The 18,112-nt window shown below is 62.5% G+C and carries 19 protein-coding genes; 4 read left to right on the plus strand and 15 right to left on the minus strand.

All coding sequences use genetic code 11. The annotated features are described in order from the left end of the window. Positions 1-4 precede the first annotated feature (4 nt). The 4 genes from NKI95_RS27380 to NKI95_RS27395 all read right to left on the minus strand — a co-directional run bounded on the left by NKI95_RS27380 (position 5) and on the right by NKI95_RS27395 (position 4,099). Complete coding sequence (locus NKI95_RS27380; protein WP_352720633.1) at positions 5-763, minus strand: F0F1 ATP synthase subunit A; 759 nt, start codon at positions 761-763, stop codon at positions 5-7. A 70-nt stretch (positions 764-833) separates the two neighbouring features. Beyond that, positions 834-1,232, minus strand: a complete 399-nt coding sequence (locus NKI95_RS27385; protein WP_352720635.1) for an AtpZ/AtpI family protein — start codon at positions 1,230-1,232, stop codon at positions 834-836. A 255-nt stretch (positions 1,233-1,487) separates the two neighbouring features. After that, positions 1,488-2,672, minus strand: coding sequence for a cell wall hydrolase (locus NKI95_RS27390; protein ID WP_352720637.1), 1,185 nt, complete (start codon positions 2,670-2,672; stop codon positions 1,488-1,490). 107 nt (positions 2,673-2,779) lie between these two features. Further along, entirely contained in the window at positions 2,780-4,099 is a 1,320-nt protein-coding gene (locus NKI95_RS27395; protein ID WP_352720639.1) for an MFS transporter, read from the minus strand. A gap of 120 nt (positions 4,100-4,219) precedes the next feature. On the opposite strand from NKI95_RS27395, the gene NKI95_RS27400 reads away from it, so the two are divergent. Then, positions 4,220-5,137, plus strand: coding sequence for a LysR substrate-binding domain-containing protein (locus NKI95_RS27400; protein WP_352720641.1), 918 nt, complete (start codon positions 4,220-4,222; stop codon positions 5,135-5,137). Positions 5,138-5,588: 451 nt separating this feature from the next. Here NKI95_RS27400 and NKI95_RS27405 read toward each other — a convergent pair whose 3' ends face one another. The 6 genes from NKI95_RS27405 to NKI95_RS27430 form a co-directional block, all read right to left on the minus strand. Further along, positions 5,589-6,479 carry an SDR family NAD(P)-dependent oxidoreductase gene (locus NKI95_RS27405; protein ID WP_352720643.1) on the minus strand — a complete coding sequence of 297 codons (891 nt, stop codon included), beginning with the start codon at positions 6,477-6,479 and terminating at the stop codon, positions 5,589-5,591. Then, the gene (locus NKI95_RS27410) at positions 6,476-7,255 is read right to left on the minus strand and encodes a hypothetical protein (RefSeq protein ID WP_352720645.1); all 780 of its coding nucleotides are present in this window, start codon (positions 7,253-7,255) and stop codon (positions 6,476-6,478) included. The genes NKI95_RS27405 and NKI95_RS27410 overlap by 4 nt, the downstream gene beginning before the upstream one ends. 18 nt (positions 7,256-7,273) lie before the next feature. Then, a complete protein-coding gene (locus tag NKI95_RS27415; RefSeq protein WP_352720697.1) occupies positions 7,274-7,861 on the minus strand; it encodes a protein-S-isoprenylcysteine O-methyltransferase in 588 nt (195 codons plus the stop codon). A 201-nt stretch (positions 7,862-8,062) separates the two neighbouring features. Further along, positions 8,063-8,635, minus strand: coding sequence for a hypothetical protein (locus tag NKI95_RS27420; RefSeq protein ID WP_352720699.1), 573 nt, complete (start codon positions 8,633-8,635; stop codon positions 8,063-8,065). 148 nt (positions 8,636-8,783) lie between these two features. Continuing rightward, entirely contained in the window at positions 8,784-8,918 is a 135-nt protein-coding gene (locus tag NKI95_RS27425; RefSeq protein ID WP_292659957.1) for an ABC transporter, read from the minus strand. Between the two features lie 199 nt (positions 8,919-9,117). Further along, positions 9,118-9,690 carry a L,D-transpeptidase gene (locus tag NKI95_RS27430; protein ID WP_292659955.1) on the minus strand — a complete coding sequence of 191 codons (573 nt, stop codon included), beginning with the start codon at positions 9,688-9,690 and terminating at the stop codon, positions 9,118-9,120. A gap of 188 nt (positions 9,691-9,878) precedes the next feature. Here NKI95_RS27430 and NKI95_RS27435 point away from each other — a divergent pair, with 188 nt between their 5' ends. Continuing rightward, complete coding sequence (locus NKI95_RS27435; protein ID WP_352720648.1) at positions 9,879-10,634, plus strand: SDR family NAD(P)-dependent oxidoreductase; 756 nt, start codon at positions 9,879-9,881, stop codon at positions 10,632-10,634. Between the two features lie 248 nt (positions 10,635-10,882). On the opposite strand, the gene der is transcribed toward NKI95_RS27435, so the two are convergent. Continuing rightward, positions 10,883-12,316, minus strand: a complete 1,434-nt coding sequence (gene der / locus NKI95_RS27440; protein WP_352720650.1) for a ribosome biogenesis GTPase Der — start codon at positions 12,314-12,316, stop codon at positions 10,883-10,885. 6 nt (positions 12,317-12,322) lie between these two features. Next, positions 12,323-12,988, minus strand: a complete 666-nt coding sequence (locus NKI95_RS27445; protein WP_023674063.1) for a tetratricopeptide repeat protein — start codon at positions 12,986-12,988, stop codon at positions 12,323-12,325. 204 nt (positions 12,989-13,192) lie between these two features. On the opposite strand from NKI95_RS27445, the gene NKI95_RS27450 reads away from it, so the two are divergent. After that, positions 13,193-14,185 (plus strand): polysaccharide deacetylase family protein, encoded by a 993-nt coding sequence (locus tag NKI95_RS27450; RefSeq protein WP_352720701.1) that lies wholly within the window; start codon positions 13,193-13,195, stop codon positions 14,183-14,185. 27 nt (positions 14,186-14,212) lie between these two features. On the opposite strand, the gene sbmA is transcribed toward NKI95_RS27450, so the two are convergent. The 3 genes from sbmA to NKI95_RS27465 form a co-directional block, all read right to left on the minus strand. Beyond that, positions 14,213-15,490, minus strand: a complete 1,278-nt coding sequence (gene sbmA / locus NKI95_RS27455; protein WP_352720653.1) for a peptide antibiotic transporter SbmA — start codon at positions 15,488-15,490, stop codon at positions 14,213-14,215. A gap of 116 nt (positions 15,491-15,606) precedes the next feature. Further along, complete coding sequence (locus NKI95_RS27460; RefSeq protein ID WP_352720655.1) at positions 15,607-16,761, minus strand: YbfB/YjiJ family MFS transporter; 1,155 nt, start codon at positions 16,759-16,761, stop codon at positions 15,607-15,609. A 113-nt stretch (positions 16,762-16,874) separates the two neighbouring features. Beyond that, entirely contained in the window at positions 16,875-17,084 is a 210-nt protein-coding gene (locus NKI95_RS27465) for a hypothetical protein (protein WP_352720657.1), read from the minus strand. A 97-nt stretch (positions 17,085-17,181) separates the two neighbouring features. Here NKI95_RS27465 and NKI95_RS27470 point away from each other — a divergent pair, with 97 nt between their 5' ends. Next, complete coding sequence (locus tag NKI95_RS27470) at positions 17,182-18,096, plus strand: LysR substrate-binding domain-containing protein (protein WP_352720659.1); 915 nt, start codon at positions 17,182-17,184, stop codon at positions 18,094-18,096. The last annotated feature ends 16 nt before the right edge of the window (positions 18,097-18,112 follow it).

Raw genomic sequence — 18,112 nt, forward strand, 5'->3', positions numbered from 1 at the left:
CTTGTCAGTGCCCGGGATGCAGGGCGTCGTTGAGATACATGCAGGTCAGCACGGCAAAGACGTAGGCCTGCAGGAACGCGACCAGCAGCTCCAGCGCCGTCAGCGCCACGGCCATCGCCAGCGGCAGAACCGAGCCCGCCACGCCGACCGCGCCGAGCGCGCTCAGGCTGACGACAAAGCCCGAGAACACTTTCAGCGTGATGTGACCGGCGAGCATGTTGGCGAACAGGCGAACCGAGAGGCTGACCGGACGCGAGACGAAGGAAATCACCTCGATAAGCACCACCAGCGGCAGCAGGTAGATCGGCACGCCATGCGGGACGAACAGCTTCAGGAAGCCAAGGCCGTGCTTGGTGAAGCCGTAGACGACGACCGTTCCGATCACCAGCGCAGCGAGGCCGAAGGTGACGATGATGTGGCTGGTGATGGTGAAGAAATACGGGAACAGGCCAAGCAGGTTAGCGACAAGCACGAACATGAACAGCGAGAACACGAAGGGGAAGAACTTCATGCCTTGCGTGCCCGCGGCGTCCCTCAGCATATTGCCGACAAATTCATAGGCCATTTCCGAGACCGACTGAAGGCGGCCCGGGACGAGGCTGCGGCTCGACGTGCTGAGGTAGAGAAACGCCGCTGCGACAGCAACTGTTGCAAGCATGAACAGAGCCGAATTGGTAAAAGACAGGTCGTAGCCGCCGATGTGAATCGGAATGATCGGATGGATCTGGAACTGGTGAATCGGATCGACCTTGTCAGCAGTCACTTTAAATCCCCATCAAAGCCGCAGACGGCTTCAGTATCCTGTTCAATGCGCCGGCATGCGGCGCCTCAATTCATTCTTTCGGATCGCGCGGTTTGTCGCCCGTTCCGAAATCCGACACAAGCCCGGCTGAACGCAGGACATTTAGCACGCCGGCGCCAAAACCCAGCAGCAGCCCGACTATCAGACCCCATGGCGATGTCCCCGCCACGCGATCGATAAACCAGCCGAGAGCCGCACCGACCACTATCCCGGCGATGAACTCGCTGGACAGCTTGAGCGCCTGGCCGTACCCGGCCACACTGCCCGCTTTCGCGTCGTCTTTCCCCTCGAGCCGATCCGGCCGCCTTGTCGCAAGCGATGCTTCAAGGTCGCGCCGGCGGCGCTCAAGATCGTCGTCGCGGATGTCGGCTTCATGCTGCTTGCCGCGGCCGGTTTTTCCGGTTCCGTCTGGCCCATTCTTGTCGGCCACGCAACCCCCCTGCCCGGTCAGACCGTCACCGTCCGTCCGCTTCTTAAAGTCGCCGGCAACATAGTTAGAGGGTCCGCGCCCGTCAAGCCACGGGCGGACGTTCAAGCTCAAGTATTTTTTCGTTATAAATCAGCCGCTTGCCTGGGTGCGACATCGTGCCCGACGCCGTCCCCGACGGGCTGTGGCCGAATCCCCGCGGCGATGCGTCTTCGATCGGCCGCTCTCCCGCGAAAGATGCAAGGGCTGCCTGAGCACTCAGCTCCAGCCGCCGCCATAGGTGCGGTAGAAGATGTGCAGGCCGATCCTGGTCATTTTCTTCATCGTCCTCGCCCAGCCCGGATGGACGTAGTTGGCGTAATAATGCGTCGACGAGCCGACTTCCGGAATGAAGATCTTGCCGGCTGTGACGGCCATGGCGACATCCTGGGCGGTCTGGTAGGCGGCGGGGTTGTCGATGCGCTTCTTCCTGCCGTCGCAGGCGAAGGAAAACTGGCAGCGGTTGAACCAATTGTCGTTCTGGTAGACCACGCCGCAGATCGAGTTCGGATAGGCCGGGTTGCGGACGCGGTTGAGGATGACCTGGGCGACGGCGGCCTGGCCACGCACGGATTCGCCGCGCGCCTCGAAATAGATGCCGTTGGCGAGACAGGCCTGCTCCGGTTTGGAAAAGACGCTCGCCGGCAGCGGCGTCTGCATCCAAGAATGATCGCCCTTGCTCAGCGGCGGAATGAAGCGGCCATCGTTCGGGTCCTCGTCCTGCAGCAAGGCCTCGAAAGGCGACGCCTGTGCGTAATCGGGAGCCGACGAGGCATAGGCGGTTGCCAGCACGTCGGGATGATCGTTGTTGACCAGCGCGGCAAGCATCGCCGGCACGCCGGGATCCGGCTTCTTGTCGACGCGCGTGTGGAAGGCGGCGGCGATCTGGATTTCCTTGCCTTTGATCTCGGGCTTGGCGAAGGCCATCCTCAGCCCGCTGTCCATGCTTGGGCGGAGCAGCGAAGAGGTGCGCTCGAAGATCGAGCCGGCGTTGAAGTTCTTCGGCGGCGAAACGGGCGAGACCTGGATGATGCGGCCCTTCTTGTCGGCGCGCATGATGCGTTCCTCGTCCGGCGTCGTGCCGGCGCTGCCGCCCTTGCCGCGAAACGAAACGGTGCCGATGCCGGGCAGTTGGACACCGGAGCCGGACAGCGAGCCGGTGCTGCTGGAATCGAGGAAGGGCATTTCGGCGGCGTGAACGGAGCCGGCGACGGATTTCTCGACATAGGCGTTCCAGCGGACGCTCGGCGCCTCCAGGCCGGAGACCAGGCTGGTCATGTCCTGATAGGCAACGACCGTCGGAAAGCCGACCCAGATGCCAAGACCAATAATAAACGGAGACAGGAAGGAACGCTTTTTCTCACCGGCGGCGGCGACAAGCCGCGTCAAAACACGTCGATGCACGGAACTCTCCAGAAACGCGACGGACCCCACTGGAGAGCTACAATGATGCATTAACCTTGATGGGGCGTTAACAGCTTAGAACGTTGTTTTCCCATCTCGTGTCGAAGTCAGGCGCTTTTGCGGCTATCCGTTGACGGAAGAAAGATCGGCCAGGCGATCAGCGCGCAAATAGCCGCACCCAGCCAGACGCCTGCCCACGAGCCGAGCACGAGAAGCCCGGGAATGGCGATCGGCACCAGGAAGAAGGCAATGAAGACCAGACTGTTGGCGAGGCCGAGCGCCGTTCCGGCCTGGCTCGCGCCGGCCAGCGTCGCAAGCTCGGTGTAGGCGACGCCGTGCCAGGAGGAGACGCAGATGCCGGCCACGACCAGCACCGCAACGATCGCCAGCGAAAGCATCGGCACTTGGCCTGACAAGAATTGGGCCGCCAACAAGACGAGCGCGGCAAGCACGGTGAAGGCGACCACGCTCAGCATGCTGCACAGACGCAGGAACGGCCGGCGATTGCCATGACGGTCGGTGTAGCGACCGCTCCAGACGCGCATGACCATGGCGCCGACCTGCACGGCAGCCAGGCTGGCGCTGATCACGGCTGTGCCCATGCCGGCGAAATCATGCAGGAAGACGGAAGCAAAGGTGAGCACCGCCACCTGCGGAAAGCATAGCAGGCCGATGGCTGTTGCGATGCGCCAGACGGCCGGGTTGCGCAGCGGCGCCGGGCCGGCCGGCAATGCCGTGCTGCTCGAATGCGCGCCGTCATGCGCCGGCGGCTGATGCAGCCAGCGCCAGGCGAGCGAGGTCGAGACGGCGGATGCAGCCGCCAGAAGTCCGAAGACCGCCGTGAAGCCATGGGCTGAAGCGAGCGATGGCAGCACGAGCGCGCCAAGCCCGCCGCCAAGCGGCACCGCCGTCTGCCTGATGCTCATGGCAAAGCCGCGCTCGCCTTCGCCGAACCAGGCCATGATGGCGCGGCCGCTGGAGCCGTTGACGCTGCCGCCGAGCAATCCGGTGACCAGCAGGGCAGCGGCGAGAAGCGCGACGCCGGGAATATGGGCCGGTGACGGCACCACCAGCGCGGCCATGACAAGCAGCCAAACCGCGGTTGCGCCAAGCCCGGTCAGCAGCACGCGGCGGTCGCCCCAGCGATCGGTCAGCAGCCCCCACGGCAATTCGCTCAGCGCCACGCCCAGGCCGAGAAGGCCAAGCGCCAGGCCGAGTTCGCCATTGGAGAGATGATAGCCCGAGCGCAGGAACACCGCCGTCGCCGGAATGCCGGAGAAGGTCGCGGAAAAGCAGGTGTTGGCGGCGACGCCGATGCCCAGCACCTTCCAGCGATGATTGGCTCGAAGCGCCGCCGCTTCCGACGGGGCGGCAACGGCGCCTGGGCGAAGCGGTTTGCAATCTGGTCCTGTGGCGACAGCGGACATGGTTCAGCTCCTGCATGGGCTGGTTGCGTTCGGTCTTGACGCGCTGTCTCTACCGCCATAGCTTCGTACTGAATATCAGGAAATTTTGTACGAAATGTCCCAAATATCAGGACTATTGCCATGCGACGCGTGACATTCGATCTCGACGTCCTGCGCAGCTTCGTCACCGGCATGGAGCTGGGCAGCTTCGCCAAGGCAGCCGACCGGCTCGGCCGCTCGACCTCGGCAATCAGTGCGCAACTGAGGAAGCTGGAGGAGCAGGCGGCGACGCCGATCTTCCGCAAATCGGGGCGCGGCCTGGCGCTGACGGACGCGGGCGAGACCATGCTCGGCTATGCGCGGCGGCTGATCGAGCTCAATGACGAGGCCGCCTCCGCCATCCACGATGTCGAGCTGGAGGGTTGGGTGCGGCTTGGGCTACAGGAGGATTTCGGCGAGGCGGTGCTGCCCGAGGTGCTCGGGCGCTTCGCCCGCGCCCATCCCAAGGTCAAGATCGAAGCCAGGATCGCACGCAGCCATGAGCTCGCCGAACGGATCATTTCGGGCAACCTCGATATCGCGCTTGCCTGGCACAATGGCGCGACGCTGCCTTACAGCCGGCATGTCGCCGACGTCCAGATGCGCTGGATCGGCCCGGCAAAACAGATCGAGACCAGCCTGCGCGAAGGCGAGCCGTTACCGCTGGTGGCGCTCGAGGCGCCGTGCCTGCTGCGCAGTGTGGCGACCGAAACGCTGGACCGTGCCGGCCTGGCATGGCGGATGGCCTTCTCCAGCCCGAGCCTTGGCGGCATCTGGGCAGCCGTCGCCGCGGGGCTCGGACTGACGATCCGCACCGATATCGGCCTGCCGGCCACGGTCAGGGCGATGACGCCGGAGATCGCCGGGCTGCCCGCCTTGCCCAAGATGGCGCTGTTCCTGCACCGCAAGAAGGCCGAGCCCGACCCGGTAGCGGCGCGGCTTGGCGACATCCTGCTGCAGGCGGCGCTGGAAGCGTTGCCAGGAAGTGGCGACGCGGATGGTCTGAGGAAAGCGGCCTAGCGCAGACGAGCCGAAAGGGCCGCAGGGCGCTCTATGACTTAGTCGGTCGAAGAAGCAGTAATGCTGGCGATCCCTCGCGCCCCCCTCTGTCCTGCCGGACATCTCCCCCACGAGGGGGGAGATTAGCAGCTTCGCCGTCCCACCCGTCTTTCGGCGTTGGAGATTGGCTAAAGCGGAGGGGACGGCCAATCTCCCCCAAGTGGGGGAGATGCCCGGCAGGGCAGAGGGGGGCGCTGTCCCGCCGACGTCTCGCAAGGTTCCGCGAATGATGATCTAACGGCGCTTCTTCGCCTTGCCGGCGAACGGGTTGTCCGAGGTGCGCAAGGCGATGCGGATCGGCACGCCGGGCATGTCGAAAGCCTCGCCTCTATGCTACCAACATGCTTAACGCCAGTCATCGGCGAGCGGTCTCTTGCTTCAACGAGCTTTTTCGGTGGCGTGCTGGTCCCGGTCAGGGGATAATTCCCCGAGGGCCCCGGCGTAGCTGAATCTGGCGGGTACCGCAGCATTTCTTGAACTTCATACCTGAACCGCAAGGACATTGATCATTGCCGCCGCGTTGCAGCCGGCCGACCAGGGGCAGCAGCGCTGCGGAAGGCAGGAGCGCCGCTGCAAGGGCAGCCAACTTGGCCGAGATTCCCGGTACGACGAGGCGACGACCGGATTTGAACCCTCGCCACGCCCGTTCGGCCACATACTCCGGATCCACCTTGGGCAAGATGTTGAAGAGCACCGTCTGATTGGCGCCTGACCTTGCGAGAAACTCCGTCGACACCGGGCCTGGTGCAACGCATGTGACCGTCACACCGGTTCGGCGCAATTCCTGGTGAAGCGCCTCTGAGAAGAAGCGCACGAAAGCTTTGCTAGCGAAGTACAGAGCCATATAAGGCCCGGGAACGAACCCGGCCACGGAACTGAGATTGAGCACCCCGCCCCGTCGGCGCGCCACCATCCCCGGCAGAAAATGGAGGGTCAGTTCTGTGAGGGAATGTATGTTGAGATCGATGATGCCGAGTTGACTATCAATAGGCAGCGCCGTCGTCGCGCCCCGCAGGCCATAGCCGGCGCTGTTGACCAGGACATCACAGACCAGGCCGTGTGCGGACAGGAAGCCCTCCAGGCGCGTTGGCGCATCGCCTGCCACGAGATCCAACTCGAGCGTGAATGCCTCGCCACCCCTCTCCCGAACCTCAGACGCCGCAGCGGCCAAACCCTCGGGCGAGCGGGCAACCAGCACAACCGCACCGCGCTCCCGTGCAGCGACGCTCGCAATTGCCCGGCCAATTCCACGCGAGCCGCCAATCACGACGACGGCGGGCCGGAATTCACAGTGCGAAATCATGTCGCGTTCCTCTGTCCTGCAGGAGCGGCAACACTTGGATCGAGCAGCATCACTTCATCGGCGACAATGCCGTTCAGGATCTTTTCGAATCTCTCCAGTGCTCGTGCAACGTTCGCTCCATCCATGACCCGGTGATCGTAGTGGATGCGGACATTCACCGATCCGTCTTTGCCGATCGGACCGTAGTTGAGAAGCGTGGTCAATGGAGTCAGCGGGTTGAGTGATTCGGCACCGAGACCAGAATAGACGGACAGTTGGAAGGTACCGAAGTAATTTGCCCTTTGCCGGGCGATGTTCAACCCTAGCCACATAAGCAGCCACCTGACTGGCGCGGGCGCACCTGCCATCCGCAAGGCACGCCGGAACTCCGGGACCTCCAGGATCGGCCGTGATCGAGCCGCGTGGATGGATCCCTCAAGTTCCGTGATGGAGTAGCGCTCCGGGCGCTTGATGCAGCTCAGCAGAACCGCCGGCTCGCCATCATATTCGCGCTCGTGGGCAATCGAGGCTACGCTTGCCGGATACTCGTAAAGCTGCGGCCAGGGCAACTTGACATAGGCGCGCCGCAGTTCCGGCATCTCTAGGGCGAGAAGCGCATATCCTTTCAGGAAGATCGCGGTCCACGAGGGCCTGGTCTGCTGCCCCATTCGAGCCGTTACGAGGGGGCCGAGGTTCATCTGACGCTGTACCGCGACCCGTGGCACGCCGATCGAAAACCTCATCAGGTCGCCAACAAGGCGCCGGGGCGCGGAAAGCTTGAGGGCTCGGCCTCGCATCAAACGTACCTCTAATCTCTAATAAAGATAAGGGAGTATTCGCTTGGTCTTTTCCATATAGGCACGGTATTGCGGGCCGAAATTCTCCAGCATCATACGCTCTTCCTTGTCCACTCTCAGCAGGAAAAGGACTGCGAACCCAATCAAACCCGATATGCCCGCAATCCAGTTCGGCAGCAGAAAGACCTGGCCGAGGCCCATGAGCAGGAACGAGGTATACATCGGGTGGCGGACCAAGGCGTATGGTCCGGCGCAGATGAGTTCATGCCGTTCGCGGATCTCCAGCGTAATCGACCAGTTCCGGCCAAGTTCCTTGTGGGACCTGCGAAAAACCCATAGCGCGGAGCAGAAGATGATTGTGCCGAGAGCCACGGCCCACGCGCTGGCCGGGTGGTCAGCCGCTGCGGGCATGCCGGTGACAACATAGAAGGCAGGCAGGATTGCGAGGCCAAACAGAGCAGATGCAAGCCCGACGATCTCTGAACGTGAGCGGTAGCCAGTTACAATTCGCACGCGCCTTGCCCGGCGCTCGAAGGGATACCGGATCACGTACCAAGCAACGATGCCGATCACCCAAATGACCTCGCCAAGTGAGGCTGCCGCAATGCTCACTTCAGGTCACCAGCGCCCTTTCTGCGATCGCGACTGTAGCAGCTGCCCCTGGGTATGGCCACTTCACCCATCGCCCTCGATTTCGTCACCGGCCGACCTTCAGGCGCAGCGATCCTCTCCGAGTTAGTCCGCAGACGCGAAAGCAGGAGGGGCAGTACCGATCGCATTCGGTCCCATTCATCCCTCGAATCTTGGTTATGTATTCATCTCCCGAAGCTCGGTTATGAATTGTTGCGGCCGGAGCTGAATGGCGGGAGTCTTATATCCCATGGAATGAGCGATGTTCGCCACGAACCCGTTGCAGTTCAAGACCGTCGCCTGCCAGACATGCGAACTCGCCTGCAGCTTGCGGATGTAGGCAACGACTTTGTCGTATTCGGCCCGGGTCAGTATGATTTGCCAGCTTGCGGATCTGTATGGTTCTTCCAGATCACCGTCGCTCCACCCGGTTTCGGCTGGCACCGGCACGACATGGCCCAGAACATAGGGAACCGCACTGTTCGAAGCCGGGTGAAGGCCCGCGACTTGGGGATCGATCATTCTCCCGGCCCGGTCCACGCGCCCAAAAACTGCGTAGGTGTGGCCGTAGCTTAGGGCGTAGCGGGAGCGGAACTCGATGAAGTACCGCTCGTCGTTTTTTTGAGGCGCAGCTCCGCCATCGGCATAAGATATGAAATTCGGCTGGGGCGGCAGGTCTTTCGTCTGACATGCCGCTGCCGGGAGGGCCACCAACGCCACAAGCAAGAGACGGCTATTTACAAGCGTCATCGCCGCGTCCATTCCCGAACTTCACAAAGCACAGACTTAATAACGGCCTATGCCCGCCAACCGCGCCCTAGGCTATGAAGCCGGCCAAAGCCCCGGCTGCGTATGTATGGGGAAGGGCTTGGCACCCCTTCCCCATACAAGCCGGTCCTTACTTAATCACTGGTTGCTCTACCGGAGCGGGCGCCGGAGCTTTACCCTTTCCTTTGCCGATCCAGTCGTTCGCGCAGCCGCTCAGGCTGGCAACGGCGAGCACAGCAACCATTGCAATCAATATCCTGCTCATCAAGCAATCCTTTCCCCGGGGGCGGAATAGCCTATAGAATCGCCACAAATGAAACGATATGCAGCCCCACGAAGTTAGCTGCGATCTACACCAACGCCTAGTGCAGAAATGACACAGTTGGCACCCGGTTGTCGGCGGCACCTTTGCGGTGACGTGCTGGCAGGGTTCACCGTCCAACGGAGATCAGGCCTGCCCACCATCAAACAACCACCACCGTCGTGCCCAAAGGAGTACGGTCGTAGAGGTCAATGACGTCGTCATTTATCATACGGATGCACCCGTTCGATACCGCTGTGCCTATCGTCCATGGCTCGTTTGTACCATGTATCCGGAAGTGGGTGTCGCGCCCGTCGCGATAGAGATAAAGGGCACGCGCACCAAGCGGGTTGTTTGGTCCGCCAGGGACCCCCCCTGCATACTGCACCAGGCGCGGCTTGCGCTGCATCATGCTGGCGGTGGGTGTCCACGACGGCCAGTCCGCCTTGCGGCCGACGGTCGCTGTACCCTTGAACGAAAGTCCCTGCTCGCCGACGCCAACGCCGTAGCGCGTCGCCCACCCGTCCGTCTCGACGGCATAGAGAAAACGTTGCGAAGTATCGACGACGATCGTTCCGGCCGGCTCGTTTCCGTCGTACCGCACATGCTGCCGTCGGTAACGAGGATTCAGGCCACGCCTTGGTCCGAACGCGGATGAAATCGACGTGCATCCGGAGATCATCAGAGCCAGACTACCCAGCACGAGCCCCCGGCGCGCAATGTGGTGTTCTTCCATTTGTACCTGCTAGGAAACTGGTCATCTACCGCCGCCCTCGTCTCTACCATTCCAAGGCCTGCGGGCCAAGTCTCGCTGTGTGGTGGCAAAAATGAATTCACAGGATTAACAAGCGAATTGGAGCGAAACTTCTTGCGATAACCGTCTGCCTCTGTTCGGTTATGTCAAATGGGCATAGGACAGAGACGATGAAGCCTGACTTCCACGGTAAAGTCGCGATTGTGACCGGCGCAGGCTCCGGAATAGGGGCGGCTGTTTCACGGCAACTCGCGCAAGAAGGAGCCGAGGTTGTTGTCGCCGACCTTGATGCCGAGGCCGCGCACTGCAAAGCCGCCGAAATAAGCTCGCAAGGAGGCCGGGCCTACGACTTTGCGGTAGATGTCACGGATGCGGCAGCCGTGGAAAAGCTGATCGAGTTCACTGTCCAGAAATGCGGCGGACTGGATATGGCGGTAAACAATGCAGGTATCGACGGCGTTCGAAAAGCAACAGCAGACTATCCGCTCGACAACTGGCACAAGCTGATAAACGTCAATCTTAATGGCGTTTTCTACAGCATGAAGTACGAAATCGCCGCCATGCTGGATCGAGGCGGAGGCGCCATCGTGAACATGTCCTCCGTTCTCGGTTCCGTCGGCTTGCCAACTGCGTCCGCATACACGGCAGCGAAACACGGAGTCGTTGGACTAACCAAAGTTGCGGCGATCGAATATGCGAGGATGGGCATCCGGATCAATGTAGTCGGCCCCGGCTTGATCGAAACGCCTCTTTTATCGGAGCAAATGGAGGCATTAGCCACCCGGCGCATGGCAGGCCTGCAGCCGATGGGCAGGCGCGGGAAACCGGAAGAAGTAGCGGCTCTTGTGTGCTTCCTCTTGTCCGACCAGGCCAGCTTTATCACTGGGAGCTACCATCTGGTGGACGGAGCTTACACCGCCCATTAGGTGCAGTGGCTGTCCCCACTCGTGCTGGCTATTGTCAGGGCAATGACGCAGATCGCCTGACTGCCCACACTGCCTGAGATGGCGCTGTTCCCGCGTCGCAAGGGAGGCCGAGCCAGACCCGGTGGCGGCGCGACTTGCCGACATCCTGCTGCAGGTGGCGGTGGAATCGCCTGCCCGAAAATGTGCAGGCGCTGCCCGCGAGCGGCCGGCGGAGCGTACCTGATGCGGGCGCCCAGAAGACGTGGCGGTCAGTGGCGCTTCTTCGCCCTGCTGGCAAAAGGATTGTCCGAGGTGCGCAAGGCGATGCGGATCGGCACGCCGGGCATGTCGAAAGCCTCGCGCAGGCTGTTCGAGAGATAGCGGACGTAGGATTGCGGCATCGCATCGGGGCGTGAGCAGGAGACGACGAAGCCCGGCGGCCGCGTCTTGGCTTGCGTGACATATTTGATCTTCAGCCGACGCCCGGCGACGGCGGGCGGCGGATGATGTGCCAGGATGCCTTCCAGCCAGCGGTTGAGCTTGCCGGTCGAGACACGACTGTTCCAAACGCGATGCGTCCTGATCACCGCATCCATCAGCTTGTCGAGACCGCGCCCGGTCTCGGCTGAGACCGGCACCGCCTGCATGCCGCGCGCCTGCGGAAGAAGCCGCTCGGTTTTTTCGCGCAGTTCGGCCAGCAACTCCTGGGGATGATCAACAAGGTCCCATTTGTTGAAGGCGATCACCGGGGCACGGCCCTCGCGGATGATCAGGTCGGCGATCTGCAGATCCTGCTTCTCGAAGGGAATGGTGGCGTCGAGCACGATGATGACGATCTCGGCAAAGCGGATGGCGCGCAAGCCATCCTGCACCGACATCACTTCCAGCTTTTCGTGGATCCTGGCCTTACGGCGCATGCCGGCGGTGTCGAACAGTTTCAACCGGCGGCCATGCCAGTCCCAGTCGACCGAGATGGAATCGCGGGTGATGCCGGCCTCGGGGCCGGTCAACAGCCGCTCCTCGCCGATCAGCGCGTTGATCAGCGTCGACTTGCCGGCATTGGGGCGGCCGACGACGGCGATGCGCATCGGCTTGGTGTCGTCATAGCTCGGCTCGGCGTCCGGGTCGGTGATGTCCTCGCCGATCAGCACCTCGCTGGCGGCGACCTCCTCCTCGCCGGCCTCTTCGTCCTCGCCGAAGGCGCGCGCCTCGCCAAGTGCCGCGATCACGGCGTCGCGCAAATCAGGCAGGCCCTGGCCGTGTTCGGCCGAGACCGGGATCGGCTCGCCAAGGCCGAGCTCCCAGGCCTCCAGCATGCCGCCCTGGGCGCCCCGCGCCTCGGCCTTGTTGGCGACGACGACAACTGGCTTGCCGGACTTGCGCACGATCTCGGCGAAGGTCTTGTCGTCGGGCATCAGCCCGGACTTGGCATCGATTGTGAAAAAGATCAGGTCGGCCTCGCGGATGGCGATCTCGGTCTGGGCGCGCATGCGGCCGGGCAGCGTCGAGGCCGCCGCATCCTCGAAGCCGGCGGTATCGATGACGTCGAAATGCAGATCGTAGAGCTTGGCGGCATGGACGCGACGATCGCGGGTGACGCCCGGCGTATCGTCGACAAGCGCCAGCTTCCTTCCCACCAGCCGGTTGAAAAGGGTCGATTTGCCGACGTTAGGCCGGCCGATGATGGCGACTTTGAAGGTCATCCGTTGTTACGATACACCGCCCGAGCCGCGGATCAGCTCCGACATCAAAGTCGCCCGCTCGCGCGTGTTGCGCGGGGCGCCGTCATCGGCGGCGATCTGGTCGAACAGCTTCAATGCATCCGCCGCCTTGCCTTCCTTCCAGGCAGCAAGGCCAAGCGCTTCGCGCGCCGTATGGCGCAGTGTGTTGGTGTCGGCGGTGAGCGCCTCGACGCGGCTGGAGACATCGGCGAAAGAGCCGTGGTCGACCAGAAGCAGCGCTGCCCTGAGACGAGCCATGTCGCGAATACCGGAGGGGATCTTGGTGTCGGCGGCGACCTCGTCGAAATCCTTGACGGCGGCGTCGACGTCGCCCTTGTCCGCCTTGACGGTTGCCGCACGCATGCGGGCGAGCAGCGGATAGGCGCCGTAGCCGTCCTTCTCCAACGCCTCCAGAGCGGCAAGCGCCTCGTCGTTCTTGCCGTCATTGGCGAGCTTGAGCGCCTGCGAAAAAGCATCGCCCGAGCGGTTGGCGCGGGTCTCGTCCCAATAGCGGTAGCCGACGACAGCAGCAGTGCCAAGCACCACCAGCACGGCCAGCACGAGCAAGGCGGGACCGAAACGGTCCCACAGCGCATGCGCCTGGTCGCGACGAATCTCTTCGTTGACTTCGCGGATAAAACTGTCGTCCGACATGGATCAAAACCATTCATGCCCCGGCCGGGGCGGTTGATGAGCCCGCGTTTTAGCGAAATTTTGCCGGCATGGAAGGGGTTCGGCAGGAAAATCGCCTATTCACGAGGCAGTCGCCGCCAAAGGCGGCCGCACGGGTCGATCGTATCCGTGCCATATTTCACCGGTAGGCGGTGCTTCTACATTCCTTGATCCGGTCAGATGCCTTTGCCCCGTTTGTCCCGCGTTGTTGCGTTTTCGATTGCCGCGCTTGCAACCGGCGCGGCTTTTGCCGACCCGCCGGCGGCGCCGGCAAAACCGAAGCAGATCATCATCATCTCGTTCGACAGTGCCCGGGACATTTCGCAGTGGCAGCGCAGCCGGGCGCTGGCCCAGCGCACCGGTGCGCATTTCACCTATTTCGTCTCCTGCGTGTTCCTGCTGTCGCCCGAGACACGCAAGGAATACACCGCGCCGGGCAAGACAGAAGGCAAATCGAATATCGGCTTTGCCGCCTCCAGACAGGAAGTCGCCGACCGGCTCGAGCAGATCGACCTCGCCGCCTCCGAAGGCCACGATATCGGCAGCCATGGCTGCGGCCATTTCGACGGCAAGGACTGGAGCAAAGCCGACTGGCTGAGCGAGTTCGGCTCATTCAGGCATATTCTCGAAAACGCCTATTCGATCAACGGCATTGCTCCTGAACCGAAGGGCTGGCGCGATTTCGCCCGCAAATCGGTGGTCGGGTTTCGCGCGCCTTATCTGTCGGCAAACAAGGCGCTCTACGAGGCGCTGCCCGCGGCCGGCTTCCTACTCGACGCAAGCGGCGTCTCGCGTGGGCCGGTCGAGCCGCCGACCGTCAACGGCGTCACGCGCTTTTCGCTGCCGCAGATTCCGGAAGGGCCGAGCTCAAGGCGGGTGATCGCCATGGATTACAATCTCTATGTCAGGCATTCCGGCGGCTTCGAGCGGCCGAGCATGGCGGCCGAATTCGCCGAGCGGACCTACGCCGCATTCCGCGCCGCCTTCGATGCGCAATACCGGGGCAAGCGTATCCCGCTGCAGCTCGGCTTTCATTTCACCCTGATGAACGACGGCGCCTACTGGAACGCGCTGGAACGCTTTGCCGGCGAGGTCTGCGTGATGAAACAAGTCGAGTGTATCAGCTTTCGCGATTATGTTTCGCGGCGAGGCGAACGGCAGGCAGCGGTGGGCGGCTGAGCGGAAGCGCTCGCCGCCCGCTACTCTTTAGCTTACCGGCTGATCCTCGGGGCGCAGGCCGGCTTGCTCACGCTCCAGATAGCGCTGGTCGATTTCAGGCAGCGGTTCCCCTTCCAGCGTCGCCTCGAAGGCGCGTAGGCGTTTGTGCACCGACTGCAATTCAACGATGGTCGACCAGGATGTGAGCAGGAACTGGAGCGACCCTGTTACTCGGCCGAAGGCGTTGGAAATCTGCTGGAAGGGTCCGAAAGTTATCCTGTGAGCCACGAAGGATGGCCCAAGGATCAGCATGGCGAAGATATTGTCGGCCTGCAGGTAGGTGTAACGCACCACATTGAAATAGATATAATGAAAATACAGCCGGAAATAGTTTTGACGGACCTTGGAAAACAGCTCGGCAGTGGTTGCAGGCTGAGCCCTGTCCGCATGATCCTCGCCGTAGACGAGCTCCTTGCGATAAGCAGCCTCGACACGTTGATTGCGAAATTGCAGCCCAGGCAACTTCAAACCCGCAACCATAACCGAAATCGTTCCGAACAGGCACCAGGCAAGCGCGGCAACGACCAGTGGCTGCGGAATCGCACCGACGATTGGCAGTTCGCTGATATGGCTCTGCAGTTGAATCATCACCGGCAGGAATGCGATCAAGGTCATGATCGACTGGACAAAGCTGGAACCCAGATCTTCCATGATCTGCGAGAACCGCATCGTATCCTCCTGAATACGTTGTGAGGCGCCCTCGATGTGGCGGAGCCTGCTCCAGTTCTCCACGAAGTAATTGTTCATCGCGGTGCGCCAGCGGAATATCCAGTGGCTCACGATGAAGGCATTGACGACCTGCACATTCATTCCTATCAGCGCGAGCCATGAAAAGCTGGCCAATCCGGCATAAAACTCTGCGTCGGTGGATTTAATGGTCCCCGACATCAATCCCTGGATATAGTCGAAGAAAGGCCCATACCAGGCGTTGACCGCGACACTGACCTGTACATTGAAATAGATGAGGAACAGGATGACCGCGCTGATCAATATCGACCAGTTTTGCCACGGATGCGGCGCATACCAGCTCCAGAATGCATAGAAGACGGCAACGCAAAAAGCGAAATAGAGATAGAACCACAGAAACGGGTTCGACCAGAGTACGGCGATACCGATAATGGGCGGTGCATCAGCCGCAGCCGGCGGCAAGCCGAACACAGCGCCCAGCTGTTCGCCACCGAAAAACCAGAACAGGATAGCGGCAAGGCTCCAGACGGCTACCGAAGAGAAGAAGAGCTTCGGCTGCGGGAAGAAGGATATAAACACTGTGGGGAAATCCTCGGTCGATGCGCAAATCAGCGGGGTTCAACGCGCATAAAGTCACACATTAGTGGGAAAGAAAATGCCCGCTACCCAATGCCGGTCGTCGAGCAAGACCATAATCATGGCGATTTTGGCGCAGCCGACCAGGCGATCGCACCCGAGGCCAGCAGCACGGCTGCGGCCACGATCGAGGCAAGGAAAAAGTTACCCGAGGCCTGCGCGAGCAGCCCGGCGACGATCGGGCCGATGATCTGGCCGAGGCCGAAGGCGGCCGTCATCACCGCCAGCATCCGGCGTGGTGCTTGCGGGGCAAGCTGCCTGCCGGCCTGCAGACCAAGCGCGGTGATGGCGATGAAGGTGCCGCCGCCGAGAAGGCCACCGAGCAGCGGCCCGGTGCGCGCGCCCATGACGACACTGGCGCTGACGCCGACCACCTCGACCAGGCACCCCAGGGCGTAGGTGGCATAGAGCCCGATTTTAGCCGCGAGCTTCTGCCACAGCCAGACCGAAGGAAAACCGGCAAGTCCGGTGACCATCCAGACCACAGCCTCGAAGACGCGGCCGCCGCCGCCCTGACGGACGATCGCGACCAGGAACGTTGCCGTGACGATGTAGCCGAAGCCGAACAGGCCGTAGGCGACGATGATCTTCACCAGCGACCGGTCTTTCGGCAGTGCCGGCTCGCTCCCGGTGGTGCTGTTCGCGGCCGAGGTGCCGCCGGCCAGCAAGGCAACGGCGGCAAAGCCGCAGGCTGAAATTACCGCGGACCACAGCCAGCCCGCAGCCCAGCCGGCATGTTCGGTGACGAGGACTGCCAACAGCGCCGAGGACGCCGCGATGCCGAGGCCGACACCGCCGAAATACAGCGCCTGCAGGTCGTTTCGCCCGGCCGCGGCGAGGTGGCCGAAAACGATGCTGGTCATGAAGACCAGCACGAAGGCGCTGGCGAGGCCGGCAAGAAAGCGGATGAGGAGGAAGGCGGGCATGGTGCCGGTCAGGCCCATCAGGCCGGTGAGGATCGCGGTGGCGGCAAGGCCGGCCAGCATCAGCTGGCGCTCGCGGCCTTGCGCCCAGCCGCCGGTGGCGGCAAGCGCGCCAACGAGGTAGCCGAGATAATTGGCCGATGCGATCCAGCCGGCATCGGCCGGCGACAGGCCGAGCTCTTCCATCATGCCGGGCAGGATCGGCGTATAGACGAAGCGGCCGATGCCCATGGCGACAGCCAGGGCAATCATGCCGGCGATTGCCAGGCGCAAAGGCGAAGCGATGTTCATCGCGGCGCACCATAGGTGCGCCTGCCGGTGAGACAATCCGCCTTTTATTGGGCCAGAAGGGCTGCGCAGCCACGTCGGCGGCCGGCTCACCTAAAGTGCCAGCAAGTCCTTGTTCAGCCGCAGCAGGTCCTTGGCGGGGCCGTCTCGAAGCGGGTACGACGCGCAGTCAGCCTGAATGGCATGTCGGCGAGCTCGCGCTCCGACATGGTGTCGAGCACCGGATGCGACAGCGGATCAGTCCCCCAGCTGGCGGCCCCGCTGTCATGCCGGTGTGGCTGCGTTCCGATCGGGGAAAAGGCGCTGAGCCATGATAAAATCTTCATCAGGTTTGCCTCCTCACTCTGAGTAACCCACTTAGAATCCGGCATCCGGCAGTGTCTGGCAATTGAGATTTCAGCCGTTCGAGTTTAGAAAAACTGTATGGCTATGCTGAACCGCGTCCATCTCAACGGCTTGCGCGCCGTCGAAGCCGTCGCGCGCCTGGGCTCGCTTGCGGCTGCGGCCAGCGAGCTCAACGTCTCGGTCAGCGCCGTCAGCCAGCAGATCAACCGGACCGAAAAGCAGCTTGGCCGGGCGCTATTCGACCGAACGGCGGCTGGCCTGGTAGCGACCGAATTCGGTGCCATCTTCACAACGCGGCTCAGCGCAGGCTTTCGCGAACTTGCGCAGGCGATGGCGCTTGCCGATGAAAGCTCGGAGTGCACGCTGGTGGTTTCGGTAGCGCCGGCCTTCGCCTCGAAATGGCTGCTGCCGCGGCTGTCGCGGCATTTTGCCCGGCATCCGAACGTGCTCCTGCGCATCGACGCCTCGGTACGGCTTGCCGATCTCGATCGTTCGGACATCGATGTCGCCATCCGGCTCGGCGACGGCAAATGGCCGGGCGGGCGGGCCGAATTGCTGCTGGCGCAGGAGGTGTTTCCGGTCTGTGCACCGGTGATCGCCAGCAAGCTGAAATCGATAGACGACCTTGCTTTGACCTGTGCGATCACCGACGAAAGATCGATGATCAGCTGGGAGAGCTGGTTCGAAGCGGCCGGGGTGGAGCCGGTCACCTTCATGAAAGGCGCGCGCTTCACCGATCCGATGCTGTGCCTGGAATCGGCGATTGCCGGTCACGGCGTCATGCTCGGCTGGCAGTTGCTGGCCGCCGACGCGCTGGCCGACGGCCGGCTTGTCGCGCCGTTCGGCATACGCGCGCAGAGCGGCCTCGGCTATTGGCTGGTGACTTCGGCCAGCAAGAGCGAAAGCCGCAAGGTCAGGGATTTCAAGACCTGGGTGCGCGAAGAGATCGAGGCGACGATGGCGCAGTTCAGGTCGCTCGAGAGCGCCAGCTGAGCCTGCCGGCATCATC

The sequence above is a fragment of the Mesorhizobium sp. M0306 genome (assembly GCF_040321655.1).
Taxonomy (GTDB): Bacteria; Pseudomonadota; Alphaproteobacteria; order Rhizobiales; family Rhizobiaceae; genus Mesorhizobium.

Excerpts from the sequence above, each read along its gene's own strand:
- NKI95_RS27395 (WP_352720639.1), bottom strand. The coding sequence starts at position 4,099 with ATGTCCGCTGTCGCCACAGGACCAGATTGCAAACCGCTTCGCCCAGGC.
- NKI95_RS27400 (WP_352720641.1), top strand. The coding sequence starts at position 4,220 with ATGCGACGCGTGACATTCGATCTCGACGTCCTGCGCAGCTTCGTCACC.
- NKI95_RS27405 (WP_352720643.1), bottom strand. The coding sequence starts at position 6,479 with ATGATTTCGCACTGTGAATTCCGGCCCGCCGTCGTCGTGATTGGCGGC.
- NKI95_RS27410 (WP_352720645.1), bottom strand. The coding sequence starts at position 7,255 with ATGCGAGGCCGAGCCCTCAAGCTTTCCGCGCCCCGGCGCCTTGTTGGC.
- NKI95_RS27420 (WP_352720699.1), bottom strand. The coding sequence starts at position 8,635 with ATGACGCTTGTAAATAGCCGTCTCTTGCTTGTGGCGTTGGTGGCCCTC.
- NKI95_RS27425 (WP_292659957.1), bottom strand. The coding sequence starts at position 8,918 with ATGAGCAGGATATTGATTGCAATGGTTGCTGTGCTCGCCGTTGCCAGC.
- NKI95_RS27430 (WP_292659955.1), bottom strand. The coding sequence starts at position 9,690 with ATGGAAGAACACCACATTGCGCGCCGGGGGCTCGTGCTGGGTAGTCTG.
- NKI95_RS27435 (WP_352720648.1), top strand. The coding sequence starts at position 9,879 with ATGAAGCCTGACTTCCACGGTAAAGTCGCGATTGTGACCGGCGCAGGC.
- der (WP_352720650.1), bottom strand. The coding sequence starts at position 12,316 with ATGACCTTCAAAGTCGCCATCATCGGCCGGCCTAACGTCGGCAAATCG.
- NKI95_RS27445 (WP_023674063.1), bottom strand. The coding sequence starts at position 12,988 with ATGTCGGACGACAGTTTTATCCGCGAAGTCAACGAAGAGATTCGTCGC.
- NKI95_RS27460 (WP_352720655.1), bottom strand. The coding sequence starts at position 16,761 with ATGAACATCGCTTCGCCTTTGCGCCTGGCAATCGCCGGCATGATTGCC.
- NKI95_RS27465 (WP_352720657.1), bottom strand. The coding sequence starts at position 17,084 with ATGAAGATTTTATCATGGCTCAGCGCCTTTTCCCCGATCGGAACGCAG.
- NKI95_RS27470 (WP_352720659.1), top strand. The coding sequence starts at position 17,182 with ATGGCTATGCTGAACCGCGTCCATCTCAACGGCTTGCGCGCCGTCGAA.